14 protein-coding genes and 1 riboswitch are annotated in these 14,282 nt (G+C 69.8%); of the genes, 9 read left to right on the top strand and 5 right to left on the bottom strand.

The window, feature by feature from the left end; translation table 11 throughout:
* Positions 1 to 312: 312 nt before the first annotated feature.
* From ABE438_RS19705 to ABE438_RS19680, 6 genes are all read left to right on the top strand, one after another.
* Positions 313 to 615: a hypothetical protein gene (locus ABE438_RS19705; RefSeq protein WP_346504380.1), complete on the top strand. Its 303-nt coding sequence runs from the start codon at positions 313 to 315 to the stop codon at positions 613 to 615.
* Positions 616 to 684: 69 nt separating this feature from the next.
* Positions 685 to 1,794, top strand: a complete 1,110-nt coding sequence (locus ABE438_RS19700; protein ID WP_346504379.1) for a methionine ABC transporter ATP-binding protein — start codon at positions 685 to 687, stop codon at positions 1,792 to 1,794.
* Positions 1,784 to 2,449, top strand: coding sequence for a methionine ABC transporter permease (locus ABE438_RS19695; RefSeq protein ID WP_346504378.1), 666 nt, complete (start codon positions 1,784 to 1,786; stop codon positions 2,447 to 2,449). Before ABE438_RS19700 ends, ABE438_RS19695 begins: the two co-directional genes overlap by 11 nt.
* A gap of 40 nt (positions 2,450 to 2,489) precedes the next feature.
* Entirely contained in the window at positions 2,490 to 3,293 is an 804-nt protein-coding gene (locus tag ABE438_RS19690) for a MetQ/NlpA family ABC transporter substrate-binding protein (RefSeq protein WP_346504377.1), read from the top strand.
* Between the two features lie 53 nt (positions 3,294 to 3,346).
* A complete protein-coding gene (locus ABE438_RS19685) occupies positions 3,347 to 4,135 on the top strand; it encodes a MetQ/NlpA family ABC transporter substrate-binding protein (RefSeq protein WP_346504376.1) in 789 nt (262 codons plus the stop codon).
* A 47-nt stretch (positions 4,136 to 4,182) separates the two neighbouring features.
* Positions 4,183 to 4,971, top strand: coding sequence for a MetQ/NlpA family ABC transporter substrate-binding protein (locus tag ABE438_RS19680; protein ID WP_346504375.1), 789 nt, complete (start codon positions 4,183 to 4,185; stop codon positions 4,969 to 4,971).
* A 96-nt stretch (positions 4,972 to 5,067) separates the two neighbouring features.
* Here ABE438_RS19680 and ABE438_RS19675 read toward each other — a convergent pair whose 3' ends face one another.
* From ABE438_RS19675 to ABE438_RS19655, 5 genes are all read right to left on the bottom strand, one after another.
* Positions 5,068 to 5,775, bottom strand: a complete 708-nt coding sequence (locus tag ABE438_RS19675) for an ABC transporter ATP-binding protein (protein WP_346504374.1) — start codon at positions 5,773 to 5,775, stop codon at positions 5,068 to 5,070.
* Positions 5,775 to 6,554 carry an ABC transporter ATP-binding protein gene (locus tag ABE438_RS19670; RefSeq protein WP_465248646.1) on the bottom strand — a complete coding sequence of 260 codons (780 nt, stop codon included), beginning with the start codon at positions 6,552 to 6,554 and terminating at the stop codon, positions 5,775 to 5,777. The genes ABE438_RS19675 and ABE438_RS19670 overlap by 1 nt, the downstream gene beginning before the upstream one ends.
* A 17-nt stretch (positions 6,555 to 6,571) precedes the next feature.
* Complete coding sequence (locus ABE438_RS19665; RefSeq protein ID WP_346504373.1) at positions 6,572 to 8,443, bottom strand: ABC transporter permease; 1,872 nt, start codon at positions 8,441 to 8,443, stop codon at positions 6,572 to 6,574.
* 124 nt (positions 8,444 to 8,567) lie between these two features.
* Positions 8,568 to 9,782, bottom strand: coding sequence for an ABC transporter substrate-binding protein (locus ABE438_RS19660; protein WP_465248645.1), 1,215 nt, complete (start codon positions 9,780 to 9,782; stop codon positions 8,568 to 8,570).
* A gap of 331 nt (positions 9,783 to 10,113) precedes the next feature.
* Positions 10,114 to 10,323: a cold-shock protein gene (locus ABE438_RS19655; RefSeq protein ID WP_346504372.1), complete on the bottom strand. Its 210-nt coding sequence runs from the start codon at positions 10,321 to 10,323 to the stop codon at positions 10,114 to 10,116.
* Positions 10,324 to 10,527: 204 nt separating this feature from the next.
* Positions 10,528 to 10,629, top strand: a riboswitch (TPP riboswitch).
* A gap of 86 nt (positions 10,630 to 10,715) precedes the next feature.
* Here ABE438_RS19655 and thiC point away from each other — a divergent pair.
* Genes thiC through thiE form a run of 3 tightly spaced genes read left to right on the top strand, consistent with a single transcriptional unit; the run spans position 10,716 to position 14,031 of the window.
* Complete coding sequence (gene thiC / locus ABE438_RS19650) at positions 10,716 to 12,593, top strand: phosphomethylpyrimidine synthase ThiC (RefSeq protein ID WP_346504371.1); 1,878 nt, start codon at positions 10,716 to 10,718, stop codon at positions 12,591 to 12,593.
* Positions 12,590 to 13,381: a hydroxyethylthiazole kinase gene (locus ABE438_RS19645; protein WP_346504370.1), complete on the top strand. Its 792-nt coding sequence runs from the start codon at positions 12,590 to 12,592 to the stop codon at positions 13,379 to 13,381. Before thiC ends, ABE438_RS19645 begins: the two co-directional genes overlap by 4 nt.
* Positions 13,375 to 14,031, top strand: coding sequence for a thiamine phosphate synthase (gene thiE / locus ABE438_RS19640; protein WP_465248647.1), 657 nt, complete (start codon positions 13,375 to 13,377; stop codon positions 14,029 to 14,031). The genes ABE438_RS19645 and thiE overlap by 7 nt, the downstream gene beginning before the upstream one ends.
* Positions 14,032 to 14,282 lie beyond the last annotated feature (251 nt).

Raw genomic sequence — 14,282 nt, 5'->3', positions numbered from 1 at the left:
TTGGATTGACGAGCAGAACGAAACCGCTTAGCGTGGGGCTGTCGATGGTTGAGATCGTCGGCCGCGGAGATTTGAGCGAGCAGCTTGCGCCGCGTCACCAAACGCTAAAGCGCCACGACGTGGTCGTGGGCTCCCCGTTCGAGAGGAGATGGACATGACCGGATACACGATCCTCATCACCGGTTTGTCGCGCCTGTCGATGATGGGCTGCTGTCGGCGCTGACGCGCCCCTCCGGCCGCGCCTTTCGGGCCGGCCAGCCATCCCGACACAGCCATCGTCTTCGACACGCCGCCCCGCGGCGGAGGATCGCCATGCCCTATCTCGCCCACACGCTTTTCGCCCCTCCGGGCCCGCCGGCGCTCGCCGCCGCCTCGCCCGCCATCCGCCAGGCCGAACGCCCGCAGCGGCAGGCCTATGTCATCGAGGTCGGCGAGACCCAGGCCGGGCTCGTCGCCCGCCGGGACGACGAACGCTTCTTCACCTTCATCTCGGCGACCGCCGCCTTCGACAGCCTGGACGGGCGCCGCTTCGCAACGCCGGTTGCGGCGGAGCGCGCCGCGCGCCACATTCTCGCCCCGCACCGGGGCCGCAGCGGCAGACCGGCATCACCATGACGCCGACCGCCGCCATCGAAGGGGGCCGGCACGAGGAGCGCCCCCGTTTCGCGAATGACCGAGGACATCATGAACGCCCCCGTTAAGCCGGCCGCCTTCGGCGCCGCGACGGCCGTCGCCACGCCGCAGGCCGCGCCGATCATCCGTTTCGAGCAGGTCGGCAAGACCTATCCCGGCCGCCGCGGCCAGGCCGCCGTCACGGCGCTGCGCGACATCGACCTCACCGTGCCGCGCGGCGGCGTGGTCGGCGTGATCGGCCGCTCCGGCGCCGGCAAGTCGACGCTGATCCGCCTGGTCAACGGGCTGGAGCGGGCAACCGCCGGCCGGCTGCTGATCGAGGACGAGGACGTCACCGGCCTCGACGAGAGCGGCTGGCGCGCCCGGCGCCGCCGCACCGGCATGATCTTCCAGCACTTCAACCTGCTCTCCTCGCGCACCGTGGCCGACAATGTCGCGCTGCCGCTGGAGATCGCCGGCGCCAAGGCCGAGGAGATCCGGCGGCGCGTGACGGAGCTGCTGGCGCTGGTCGGGCTCGACGACAAGGCCGGGCGCTATCCGGCGGAGCTTTCGGGCGGCCAGAAGCAGCGCGTCGGCATCGCCCGCGCGCTCGCGACCCGGCCGAGCATCCTGCTCTGCGACGAGGCGACCTCGGCGCTCGATCCCGAGACCACCGGCCAGATCCTGGCGCTGCTGCGCAAGGTCAACCGCGAGCTCGGCCTGACCATCCTACTGATCACCCACGAGATGCAGGTGATCAAGGAGATCGCCGACCAGGTGGCGGTGATCGAGGGCGGTACCATCGTCGAGCAGGGCGGCGCCTTCGACGTGCTGACCCGGCCGCAGCATCCGACGACGGCGCGCTTCCTCGAGTCGGTGACCGGCGTCACGCTGCCGGACTATCTCGCCCATCGCCTGCAGGCCGCGCCCTCGCCCTGCAGCTCGGCGGTGGTGCGCGTCACCTTCACCGGCGGCAACGCCACCGCCCCGGTGATCAGCCGGCTCGGCAGCACGATCGGCGTGGACGTCAACATCCTCGCCGGCCGCATCGACGCCATCGCCGACCGCCCCTTCGGCCAGTTGCTGATCGGCGTGCCCTCGGAAGAACCGACGGTCTCGGCCGTGCTCGGCGCGCTGCGCTCCCTCGAACTCGACGCTGAGGTGCTCGGCCATGTCGCCTGAACTCATCCGCCTGATCGCCGATTCCACGCTCGATACGCTGGTCATGGTCGCGGTCGCGGCCGGGCTCGGCACGCTGCTCGGCCTGCCGCTCGGCGTCTTCCTCGCCACCAGCAAGAAGGGCGAGCTGTTCGCGGCGCCCGCCGTCAACGCCGTGCTCGGCATCGTGGTCAACGCCACGCGCTCGACGCCCTTCATCATCCTCGTCGTGGCGATCATCCCCTTCACCCGGCTGATCGCCGGCACCTCGATCGGTACCACCGCGGCGATCGTGCCGCTGACGGTCGCCGCCACGCCGTTCATCGCCCGCCTGATCGAGGGCGCGATCCGCGAGGTCGACCAGGGGCTGATCGAGGCGGCCCGCGCGCTCGGCGCCACGCCGGTGCAGATCGTGCGCAAGGTCCTGATCCCCGAGGCGCTGCCGGCGATCACACTCGGCCTGACGCTCGCCGTGGTCAGCCTGCTCGGCTTCTCGGCCATGGTCGGCGCTGTGGGCGGCGGCGGGCTCGGCGATCTCGGCATCCGCTACGGCTACCAGCGCTTCATGCCCGACGTGATGGCCATCGTCGTCGCCGTGCTGATCGTGCTCGTCCAGGCCGTCCAGACCATCGGCGAAGCCCTCGCCCGGCGCCTGAACAAGCGCCTGCGCCACGCCTGAGTTCGACCGAACCGTTCGTCACGCCATCAGGAGCAGACCCATGACTGCGCATCCCTCCCGGCGCCTTCTCCTCGCCGCCGGCCTCGCTCTCGCCCTGCACGCCGGCGCCGCCCTGGCGCAGGCCAGGCCCGAGATCCGCGTCGGCGTGACCGCCGGCCCGCATGCCGAAGTGCTCGAAGTCGTCCGCAAGGTCGCCGCCGAGCGCGGGCTGACCCTCAAGGTCATCGAGTTCACCGACTATGTGATCCCCAACCAGGCGCTGGCCCAGAAGGAGATCGAGGCGAACTCGTTCCAGCACGAGCCCTATCTGCGCAACCAGATCGCCAAGACCGGCTGGCCGCTGGTGCCGGTGGCGAAGACGACGGCCTCGCCGCAGGGCGTCTATTCCAAGAAGGTCAAGTCGCTGGCCGAGCTGCCGCAGGGCGCCCGCGTCGCCATCGCCAACGACCCGTCGAACGGGGCGCGCGGCCTGCTGATCCTGCACACGCACGGGCTGATCAGGCTGAAGGACCCGGCCAATGTCGCCGCGACCGTCGCCGACATCGCCGAGAACCCGAAGAAGCTGCGCTTCGTCGAGCTCGACGCCGCCCAGATCCCGCGCTCGCTGCCGGATGTCGACCTCGCCTCGATCAACAACAACTACGCCGTCCAGGCCGGGCTGAACCCGGCGACCGACGCGCTCGCCCGCGAGCCGGTCGACGGCCCCTGGGTCAACATCATCGCGGTGCGCGCCGAGGACAAGGACAAGCCCTGGGTGAAGGAGCTGGTCTCCGCCTACCACTCCCAGCCGGTGAAGGACTTCCTCGAGACCCGCTTCAAGGGCACCTATCTGCCGACCTGGTAAGCCGGCCACCGCCCGCCGCCCCGTTCACGCCGTCCACGAAAGACCACGCCGTCATGACCACCCGCAGGACCATCCTCGCCGCATTCGCCGCCGTCGCACTCGCCGCGCCGGCGCTCGCCCAGGACATCAAGGTGATCCGGATCGGCGTGACGCCCGGCCCGCACGCCGAGATCGTCGAGCAGATCAAGCCCGTCATCGCCAAGAAGGGCTACGAGCTGAAGATCTTCGAGTTCTCGGACTTCGTGATCCCCAACCAGGCGCTCGACATCGGCGATCTCGAGGCCAACGCCTTCCAGCACCAGCCCTATCTCGACAACCAGGTTAAGGACCGCGGCTACAAGATCGTCGGCGTGGCCACGACCGTGAACTTCCCGATGGGCATCTACTCGTCGAAGTACAAGAGCTGGGACGCGGTGCCGGACGGCGCCACCGTCGCCATCCAGAACGACCCGACCAATGGCGGGCGCGCGCTGCTGCTGCTGCAGGACAAGGGCGTGATCAAGCTCAAGGACGGCGTCGGCTTCAAGCCGACCGCGCTCGACATCGTCGAGAACCCGAAGAAGCTGAAGATCATCGAGATCGAGGCCGGCCAGACCGTGCGCTCGCTGGCCGACGTCGCCGCCGCCGCGATCAACACCAGCTACGCCGTCGACGCCAAGATCGACCCGAATTCGGCGATCCTGCGCGAGAGCCCCAAGGGGCCCTACACCAACCTGATCGCGGTGCGTGCCGCCGACAAGGACAAGCCCTGGGTGGCGGCGCTGGTCGAGAGCTATCGCTCGCCGGAGATCAAGCAGTTCGTCGCCGACCGCTTCAAGGGCTCGATCCTGCCGACCTGGTGAGCAAAGAGACAGCCTAACCACCCTCATCCCAATCCGGAGTCGTTAAGATGACCACCCGCAGGACCATCCTCGCGGCCGCGCTGGCGGCTGCCTTCGCCGCCCCCGCCGCGGCCCAGCAGACCCAGACGATCCGCATCGGTGTCTCGCCCGGCCCGCATGCCGAGATTCTCGAGAAGGTGAAGCCGATCGCCGCCAAGAAGGGGCTGGAGCTCAAGCTGATCGAGTTCTCCGACTATGTCGTGCCGAACCAGGCGCTCGACGCCGGCGAGCTGGAGGCCAATTCCTTCCAGAACCAGCCCTATCTCGACAACCAGGTGAAGGATCGCGGCTTCAAGATCGTCTCGGTCGGGCTCACCGTGAACTTCCCGCTCGGCATCTATTCGGCCAAGTATAAAAGCTGGGACGCGGTGCCGAACGGGTCCAGCGTCGCCATCCAGAACGACCCGACCAATGGCGGGCGCGCCCTGCTGCTGCTGCAGGACAAGGGCGTGATCAAGCTCAAGGACGGCGTCGGCTTCAAGCCGAGCCCGGCCGACATCGTCGAGAACCCGAAGAAGCTGAAGATCATCGAGATCGAGGCGGCGCAGACGGCGCGTTCGCTCGCCGATGTCGCGGCGGCGGCGATCAACACCAACTACGCCGTCGACGCCAAGATCGAGCCGACCTCGGCCATCCTGCGCGAGGATCCCAAGGGCCCCTATGTCAACGTCATCGCGGTGCGCGAGGCCGACAAGGACAAGCCCTGGGTCAAGGCGCTGATCGAGAGCTACCACACGCCAGAGATCAAGCAGTTCGTCGCCGAGCGCTTCAAGGGCGCGGTGCTGGCCGGCTGGTGAGCCGCCGGCAGATCCTTCCTCCCCCGGCCGCCTTCGCGCGGCCGGCCCCTGCCCCGGATGCGCGAGCATCCGGGGTTTTTTGACGGGCGACCACCCTCAGACCGAGAGATATTGCACCCTGACCGCCTCGTCGGCCTGGAGCTCGGCCATGGTGCCGGTGAAGCGGATCACGCCCTTCTCGATGATCGTGGCGCGGTCGGCGACGGAGCCGGCGAAATGCAGGTTCTGCTCGGAGATCAGCACCGAGAGCCCCTCGCCCTTCAGCGCGCGGATGGTGTTGGCCATCTCCTCGACGATCACCGGCGCCAGCCCCTCCGAGGGCTCGTCGAGCAGGACGAGGCGGGGATTGCCCATCAGGGTGCGGGCGATGGTCAGCATCTGCTGCTCGCCGCCCGACATCGCCCCGCCCGGCCGGTCGCGCATGCGCCCGAGATTGGGGAATAGCTGGAAGAGCCGCTCCGGCGTCCAGTGCGGCACGCCCTCGCGCGGCGGGCGCTGGCCGACGGAGAGGTTCTCCATCACCGTCAGCTCCGAGAAGACGCGCCGGTCCTCCGGCACGTAGCCGAGGCCGAGCCGAGCGATCTCGAAGGGCTCGCGGGCCTGCACCGGGCGGCCGTCGAAGACGACGCTGCCGCCGGCCGGCGGCACCAGCCCCATGACCGCCTTCATCGTCGTCGACTTGCCGGCGCCGTTGCGACCCATCAGCGCCAGCACCTCGCCCTGGCGCAGCGAGAAGGTGACGCCCTGCAGGATATGCGCCCGGCCGTAATAGGCCTGGAGCCCCTCGATCGCGAGCAGGGTCATCAATGGCCTCCCGAGGTCGCACCCGAGCCGAGATAGACGGCGCGGACATTGGCGTCGCGGCGGACCTCCTCCGGCGCGCCATGGGCGATCAGCCGGCCGCGGTCGAGCACGATGACGCTGTCGGCATGGGCGAAGACCACGTCCATGTCGTGCTCGGTGAACAGCACCGCGATGCGCTGCTCGCGGGCGATGCGGGCGGTGAGCGCCATCAGGTCGACGCGCTCGCGCGGGGCCATGCCGGCGGTGGGCTCGTCCATCAGCAGCAGGCTCGGCCGGTTGGCCAGCGCCACCGCCAACTCGACGCGCTTGACGTCGCCATAGGCCAGCACGCCGCAGGCCCGGTCGCCCTGCTCGGCCATGCCGACGAGGTCGAGCAGGGCGTCGGCCGCGGCGGCATGGCGGTCGCGCGCCCGGCCGAACGGACTGAAGGTCCGGCCCTCGTGCGAGATCAGCGCCATCTGCACGTTCTCGCGCACCGTCATCGAGGGGAAGGTCGCGGTGATCTGGAAGGTGCGGCCGACGCCCATGCGCCAGACCTCGCGCGGCTTCAGCCCGGTGATATCGCGCCCGTTGAGCGCGACGCGGCCGCGATCGGGCCGGAGCTGGCCGTTGAGCATGTTGAAGCAGGTGGTCTTGCCGGCGCCGTTCGGCCCGATCAGCGCCAGCATGCGCCCGGCCTCGACGGCGAAGCTGACGCCGTCGACCGCCTTCACGCCGCCGAAGGAGCGGGCGAGGTCGCTGACGGTGAGGACCGGGACGGTGGCGGTGGTCATCGCCATGGGGGACATCGCGCCGCTCATCGTCCCGCCTCCGCTCCGGCGCCGCGCCCGGCGCGCTCGCGCAAGGCGAGCACGGTGCCGACCAGGCCGCGCGGGAACAGCACCACCAGCAGCACGATCGAGAGCCCGAGCACGAAGCGCCAGTACATCGTCGCCTTCATCAGCTGCTCATGCAGGCCGGCATAGGCGAAGGCGCCGATGATCGGCCCCGACACCGTCTGTACGCCGCCGAGCAGCACCATCAGCAGCGCGTCGACCGAGCGCGGGATCGCCATATAGGTCGGGAACACGGAGCCCTTGAGGAAGGCGAACAACGTGCCGGCGAGACCGGCCGCCATCGCGGCGACGACGAAGGCGAGCCATTGCGCCCGCATCACGTCGATGCCGATCGCCTCGGCCCGCAGCGGGTTGTCGCGGCCGGCGCGCAGGGCATAGCCCAGCGGCGAGAAGACGAGATGGCGCAGCAGCAGCACCGCCACCGCGGAAAGGCCGAGCGACAGGTAGAAATACACCGTCTTCGAGGTCGCCCAGGCGCTCGGCCAGACGCCGAGGATGCCGTTGTCGCCGCCGGTGAGCTCGACCCATTGGAAGGCGGTGGCCCAGGCGATCTGCGCGAAGGCGAGCGTCAGCATGGCGAGATAGACCCCCGAGAGCCGGACGCAGAACCAGCCGAAGACCACGCCCGCGATCCCGGCGAGGAAGGGCGCGAAGATCAGCGCCGTCTCCATCGGCGCGCCGAGCCATTTCACCGCCAGCGCCGCGCCATAGGCGCCGAGGCCGAAATAGGCGGCGTGGCCGAAGGAGACCATGCCGCCCGGCCCCATCATGAAATGCAGCGAGGCGGCGAAGAGGGCGAAGATCACCAGCTCGGTCAGGGTCAGGACGATATGGTCGGGCGCGATCACCGGCACCAGCGCCAGCAGCACGAGGCCGATCAGCCCGGCGAGCCGGGTCGGTCCGTCGGCAGGCGTCAGCAGCGGCTCGGCCGGGCCGTGCGGCCGGGCATGGCCGACCGGGGCGCGGCCGAGCAGCCCGTACGGCTTGACCACCAGCACCACCGCCATGACGAGGAAGACCAGCACCAGGGTGATCTTGGGCAGGATCAGGATGCCGAAGGCGTGGAGCACGCCGATCAGCACCGCCGCGAGATAGGCGCCCGTGACGCTGCCGAGCCCGCCGACCACCACGACCACGAAAGCCTCGGCGATCATCGAGAGGTCCATGTGCAGGTTCACCGCCTCGCGCGGCAGCTGCAGCGCGCCGCCGAGCCCCGCCAGCATTGCGCCAAAGGCGAAGACCGAGGTGAAGAGCCAGCGCTGGTTGACGCCGAGCGCGCCGACCATGTCGCGGTCCTGCGTCGCGGCGCGCACCAGCGTGCCCCAGCGCGTGCGGTGGAAGATGAACCAGATCAGGCCGAGCACCAGCGGCCCGACCGCGATCAGGAAGAGCTCGTAGGTGGGGAAGCGGTTGCCGGCGATCACCACGAAGCTGCTCAGGCCCGGCGCGCGCGGACCGAGCTTGTCCTCGGCGCCCCAGCCGGCCAGCGTCAGGTCCTGGATCATCAGCACGACGCCGAAGGTCGCGAGCAACTGGAAGAGTTCGGGCGCGTGGTAGATCCGGCGCAGCACCACCAGCTCGATGACCACGCCGATCACCGCGACGATCGCCGCCGCCAGCACGACGCTGCCCCAGAAGCCGAGCGCGCTGCCGGCGCCGAACTGCGAGACCAGGGTGAAGGCGACATAGGCGCCCAGCATGTAGAGCGAGCCGTGCGCGAAGTTCACGATCCGCGTCACGCCGAAGATGATCGAGAGGCCGGACGCCACGAGGAAGAGCGCAGAGGCCGAGGCCAGGCCGTTCAGCGTCTGCGTCAGGATGAGATCGAACATGGCGGCAAGCCTCGGGCGTCATTCCCGGCCGAGGCGGTCGGGAATCGCGTCGGGAACGGATCGCGATGGCTGGGCGGCGGGCCGACCCGGCAAGCCGCCGGACCAGCCGCGCGTCAGCGCTTCGTCAGCCTTTGGGGCGCATCGCGCGGGCGACGTCGTCGGGCGGCAGGTAGTTGGCGCCGTCGGCATAGCGCCAGTCGACCATCACGCCCTTGCCGTCCCTGATCGCCGTCTTGCCGACATAGGCGCCCATGGTCGACTGGTGGTCGCTGGCGCGATACTCGATCGGCCCGAACAGCCCGGCGAATTTCAGCCCCTTGAAGGCCTCGATCAGCTTGTCGTTCTCGGTCGAGCCGGCGCGCTTGATCGCCGCCTCGATCGACTTCACCGCATCGTAGCCGACGATCGAGCCGAGGCGCGGATAGTCGTTGTACTTGGCGACGTAGGCCGCGCGGAAGGCGACGTGCTCCGGCGTCTTGATCTCGGCATGCGGATAGCCGGTGACGATCCAGCCGACCGGCGTCTCGGTGCCGAGCGGGTCCATGTATTCCGGCTCGCCGGTCAGCATCGAGGCGACGACGCGGCCCTCGAACAGGCCACGCGTGTTGCCCTGGCGCACGAAATTGGCGAGGTCGGCCGCGAAGGTGACGTTGAAGATCGCGTCGGGCTTCGAGGCCTCGAGCGCGCGCACAGTGGCGCCGGCGTCGATGCGGCCGAGCGCCGGGAACTGCTCGGCGACGAACTCGACATCGGGCTTGGCCTTGCTCAGCAATTCCTTGAACCAGCGCACCGCCGACTGGCCGTATTCGTAGTTCGGCGCGACGATGGCCCAGCGCTTGGCCGGCAGCTTGGCCGCCTCCTCCACCAGCATCGCCGCCTGCATGTAGGTCGAGCAGCGCAGGCGGAAGGTGTAGGGATTGCCCTGGCTCCAGACCAGCGCGTCGGAGAGCGGCTCGGAGGCCAGATAGAGCCGCTTGTTCTGGCGGGCGAAGTCGGCGATGGCGAGGCCGACATTGGAGAGGAAGCCGCCGGCGATCAGGTCGACCTTCTCGGCGTTGACGAGGTCGCCGGCATGGCGGACCGCATCCTCGGGCTTGCCGCCATCGTCGCGGAAGACGGTCTCGACCTTGCGGCCGAGCAGGCCGCCGCCGGCATTGATCTGCTCGATGGCGAGATCCCAGGCCTGGCGATAGGGCTTCAGGAAGGCCGGCTGGGCGGTATAGCTGTTGATCTCGCCGATCCGGATCGGAGCGCCCTGCGCGCGCAGAACGGACGGCATGGCCAGGGCAGCCGCGCCGAGCGCCGCTCCGCTGACGAACTGACGACGGTCGATGGTCATGAGACTCCCCCGTTCATTCGCACGGCTTCATCATATCGCAGCCCCTCGCTGCACGATCCCCAGATTAGCCCGCCCGGACGAAACGCCAAGCGGGAAGGGAATTCGTTTGTATGCTTACGAAATGTCGATGCGCTTCTCTGGTTTGTCAATCATTCAAAACTGACCGGACCCGCGCAAATCCGGGCAGGGAGTGCCGCAACTGGCGCCAGACTGCGTGCGCAACGCGCAGGACAGGACGCCGCCGCCTGTGACGGGCGGCGGGCGCGGAATGGCGATCGCGATATCCGATCGGGCGCGGCCGGAGCGCAGCGCCGGCCGCGAGAGGCGGCGCTCAGCCGGCCTGCAGGTTCACCGCGGCGGAGCGGCCGGTCTTGCGATCGGGCTCGAGCTCGAAGGTGATCTTCTGCCCCTCCGCGAGGCTGCGCATTCCGGCGCGCTCGACGGCGCTGATGTGCACGAAGACGTCATTCCCGCCGGCGTCGGGGGTTATGAAGCCATATCCCTTGGTCTCGTTGAACCATTTCACGGTGCCTGTCGCCACGTGACCTCCCTCTCTTCTCGTCCCGCCGCGAAAGGGCGCGGCGGCGATGGCAGTGTAGGGGCAGGCGCGAGCCGGTGGCAATCGCCGATCTGCCGTTGCGTCAGAGCGGGCGGCCCGCGTCGCCCCGCCCCGGCCGCAGGGTCGCCCTGCGCCGGCGGCGCGAAGCCTCCCGTTGCGTCGCCGGCCCGCCCGGCCTAGGGTCCGAGCCGTTCCGAGGGGTGCCCGCAAGGGCTGAGATGGCGAAAGCCGAACCCGTCGAACCTGATCCGGGTCATACCGGCGGAGGGACTGGAACGCGGCTCGCGCCCGATTTGCGACGCGCGGTGACCGCAGACAGCGCTGGACCGTCCAGACACCCGGATCTCCTGAAGCCAAGGAGGAGATCCAAGACCATGACCACCCAGACAAAAACCGGCAAATCATCCGTCCGGCAGGCGCCGCAGAGCGTCACGACCGGGCCGATCATCGGCTCGCGCAAGATCTATGTCGCGGCGCCCGAGCATCCCGACATGCGTGTGCCCTTCCGCGAGGTGCAGCTCACCACCGACGCCGAACCGCCGGTGCGCATCTACGACCCGTCCGGCCCCTATACCGAGACCGACGCGGCGATCGACCTCAATGCCGGCCTGGCGCAGCCGCGCCGCGCCTGGCTCGACGCCCGCGGCTTCGCGACCGTGCCCGGCCGCGCCGTCACCGCCGCCGACAACGGCAACATCTCCGAGGACCAGCTGGTGCCGGCCTGCCCGGCGCAGCGGCCGATCCTCGAGGCGAAGCCCGGCCAGATGGCGACGCAATACGAGTTCGCGAAGGCCGGCATCGTCACGCCCGAGATGATCTATGTCGCGCATCGCGAGAATCTCGGCCGCGCCGCCATGCTGGAGGGCGCCCGCGAGCGCCACGCCGACGGCGAGAGCTTCGGCGCCGCCGTGCCGGACTTCGTGACGCCCGAGTTCGTGCGCGAGGAGATCGCCCGCGGGCGCGCCATCATCCCGGCCAATATCAACCATCCCGAGCTGGAGCCGATGGCGATCGGCCGCAACTTCCTGGTCAAGATCAACGCCAATATCGGCAACTCCGCAGTCACCTCCGGAGCCGCGGAAGAAGTCGAGAAGCTGGTCTGGGCGATCCGCTGGGGCGCCGACACGGTGATGGACCTCTCCACCGGCCGCAACATCCACAACATCCGCTCCTGGATCCTGCGCAATTCGCCGGTACCCATCGGCACGGTGCCGATCTACCAGGCGCTGGAGAAGGTCGGCGGCGACCCGGTCAAGCTCGACTGGGAGGTGTTCAAGGACACGCTGATCGAGCAGGCCGAGCAGGGCGTCGACTACTTCACCATCCATGCCGGCGTCAGGCTGCCCTACGTGCCGCTGACGGCGTCCAGGGTGACCGGCATCGTCTCGCGCGGCGGCTCGATCATGGCGCGCTGGTGCCTGGCGCATCACCGCGAGAGCTTCCTCTACGAGCGCTTCGACGAGATCTGCGAGATCATGCGCAAATATGACGTGTCGTTCTCGCTGGGCGACGGGCTGCGCCCGGGCTCGATCGCCGACGCCAACGACCGCGCCCAGTTCGCCGAGCTGGAGACGCTGGGCGAGCTGACGCAGATCGCCTGGCAGAAGGGCTGCCAGGTGATGATCGAGGGCCCCGGCCACGTGCCGATGCACAAGATCAAGGAGAACATGGACAAGCAGCTGCGCGAATGCGGGGAAGCGCCGTTCTACACGCTCGGGCCGCTGACCACCGACATTGCGCCGGGCTACGACCACATCACCTCCGGCATCGGCGCGGCGATGATCGGCTGGTATGGCTGCGCCATGCTCTGCTATGTCACGCCGAAGGAACATCTCGGCCTGCCGAACCGCGACGACGTGAAGACCGGCGTCGTCACCTACCGCATCGCCGCCCATGCGGCGGACCTCGCCAAGGGCCATCCGGCGGCGAAGCTCAGGGACGACGCGCTCAGCCGCGCCCGGTTCGACTTCCGCTGGGAGGACCAGTTCAACCTCGCGCTCGATCCGGACACGGCCCGCGCCTTCCATGACGAGACCCTGCCGAAGGAGGCGCACAAGGTGGCGCATTTCTGCTCGATGTGCGGACCCAAGTTCTGCTCGATGAAGATCACGCAGGATCTGCGGGCCGAGGTGCTCGCCATGGGCGAGGCCGAACGCGCCGCGCTGGAAGGCATGGCGGCGCAGGGCATGGCCGAGAAGTCGCGCGAGTTCCTCGACAAGGGCGGCAGCCTCTACCTGCCGGCGGCCGAGTGAGCGCCGCCGGCGCCAGCGCGGCCGGTGCCGCCGGGGGCATCCCCGGCGGCCTCTCGCCCGAGGCGGTCATGGCCGTGCTGCGGCGGGTGGCCGAGACGCGCCCGCGCGTGCAGTGCCTGACCAATACGGTGGCGCAGGCCTACACCGCCAACATGCTGCTCGCCTTCGGCGCCGTGCCGTCGATGGCGAGCCATGTCGACGAGATTGGCGCGATGGCGCGCGGCGCCGGTGCGGTGCTGATCAATCTCGGCACGATCAGTCCCGACACAGCGGCCGCGATCCCGCCGCTGCTGGCGGCCGTGCGCGAGAGCGGCCGGCCGCTGGTGCTCGACCCGGTCTTCGTCGAGCTCTCGCCGCTGCGCCGCCATCTCGCAGCAGAAGTCATGGCGCTGCCGGAGCTCGTGGTTCGCGGCAATGCGGCCGAGATCGCGGCGCTCTCCGGCGAGATCGCCGCGGCCGGCAGCGGCGCGACGCTGGTCACCACCGGCGCGGTCGACCTGATCGACGGGCCGGGCGGACGCCATCGCAGCGGCCACGGCCACCCGCTGATGGCGAAGGTCACCGCCGTGGGCTGCGCCGCCGGCGCGCTGATCGCCGCCTGCTGCGCGGTCGAGGACAACCGCTCGCTGGCGGCGGCGGCGGCGCTGACAGCCTATGGCATCGCCGGCGAGATCGCCGCGACGCAGGCGAAGGGGCCGGGCAGCTTCGCCATCGCGCTGATCGACGCGCTCGCCGGGATCGACGCGGCGCAACTCGCCGCGCATATGCAGGAGCAGGACGCATCATGAGGCTCGACATCTCGGTCTACGGCATCGTCGACCCCCAGATCGCCCGCGGCCGGCCTCTGGCCGCTCTGGCGCGGGCGGCCGTCGACGGCGGCGCCACGCTGATCCAGTACCGGGCCAAGGGCGAGGCCACACGCACCATGCTGCGCGAGGCGCTGGCGATCCGCGCCGCGCTCGCCGGCACCGGCGTGCCGCTGCTGATCAACGACCGCATCGACGTGGCGCTGGCAGCCGGCGCCGAGGGCGTCCATCTCGGCAATGACGACATGCCACTGCCGGAAGCGCGGCGCCTGCTCGGCGAGAAGGCGATCATCGGCGCGACCCTCAACCGCGAGACCGCGCTCGCCAGCCTGGCCGAGACCCGCATCGACTATGCCTGCGCCGGGGCGTTCTTCGCCACCAGCCACAAGGCGGACGCCCAGGCGCCGCTCGGGGCCGAGGGCTTCGCGGCGCTGCGGGCGCAAGCCGCGCGCGTGCTCGGCCCGCTGCCGGTCGGCGCCATCGCCGGGATCACGGCGGCCAATGCCGCGCAGGTGATCGCAGCCGGGGCCGACGGCGTCGCGGTGATCGGCGCGATCTTCGCAGCCGACGACCCGGCAGCGGCAGCGGCCGAGCTGCGACAGGCGGTCGCGGCTGCGCGGGCCGCGCGCTGACCGCGAAAACGCCGACGGCGCCGAATACCGCGCAGGGTTAACGCCGTCTGACCGTTGGGCACCGCAGCCGCCGCGCAGCCGTTGCGGCGCCGTCATGCGATTGAAATGTCATAGCATTTCTATAGCCTGCTTCCCGGTGGACGGCGCCGGGTTAGCCCTGTCGGACGAATCGCGTCCCGTCCGCAAACCATCCACCGGCCCTCTCAACGCGAGATGCCGCCGAGGATGCCGCCGCCTTAATCGATCCGAAA

Source organism: Allobosea sp. TWI1241 (assembly GCF_039673065.1).
Taxonomy (GTDB): domain Bacteria; phylum Pseudomonadota; class Alphaproteobacteria; order Rhizobiales; family Beijerinckiaceae; genus Allobosea.
This window is presented reverse-complemented; position numbering and strand designations above follow the sequence as displayed.

What these genes read in the sequence shown, in the direction of transcription:
- ABE438_RS19685 (WP_346504376.1), top strand. Translation starts at nt 3,347, where the DNA reads ATGACCACCCGCAGGACCATCCTCGCCGCATTCGCCGCCGTCGCACTC.
- ABE438_RS19670 (WP_465248646.1), bottom strand. Translation starts at nt 6,554, where the DNA reads ATGGCGATGACCACCGCCACCGTCCCGGTCCTCACCGTCAGCGACCTC.
- ABE438_RS19665 (WP_346504373.1), bottom strand. Translation starts at nt 8,443, where the DNA reads ATGTTCGATCTCATCCTGACGCAGACGCTGAACGGCCTGGCCTCGGCC.
- ABE438_RS19660 (WP_465248645.1), bottom strand. Translation starts at nt 9,782, where the DNA reads ATGACCATCGACCGTCGTCAGTTCGTCAGCGGAGCGGCGCTCGGCGCG.
- ABE438_RS19705 (WP_346504380.1), top strand. Translation starts at nt 313, where the DNA reads ATGCCCTATCTCGCCCACACGCTTTTCGCCCCTCCGGGCCCGCCGGCG.
- ABE438_RS19680 (WP_346504375.1), top strand. Translation starts at nt 4,183, where the DNA reads ATGACCACCCGCAGGACCATCCTCGCGGCCGCGCTGGCGGCTGCCTTC.
- thiC (WP_346504371.1), top strand. Translation starts at nt 10,716, where the DNA reads ATGACCACCCAGACAAAAACCGGCAAATCATCCGTCCGGCAGGCGCCG.
- ABE438_RS19700 (WP_346504379.1), top strand. Translation starts at nt 685, where the DNA reads ATGAACGCCCCCGTTAAGCCGGCCGCCTTCGGCGCCGCGACGGCCGTC.
- ABE438_RS19675 (WP_346504374.1), bottom strand. Translation starts at nt 5,775, where the DNA reads ATGACCCTGCTCGCGATCGAGGGGCTCCAGGCCTATTACGGCCGGGCG.
- ABE438_RS19695 (WP_346504378.1), top strand. Translation starts at nt 1,784, where the DNA reads ATGTCGCCTGAACTCATCCGCCTGATCGCCGATTCCACGCTCGATACG.
- ABE438_RS19690 (WP_346504377.1), top strand. Translation starts at nt 2,490, where the DNA reads ATGACTGCGCATCCCTCCCGGCGCCTTCTCCTCGCCGCCGGCCTCGCT.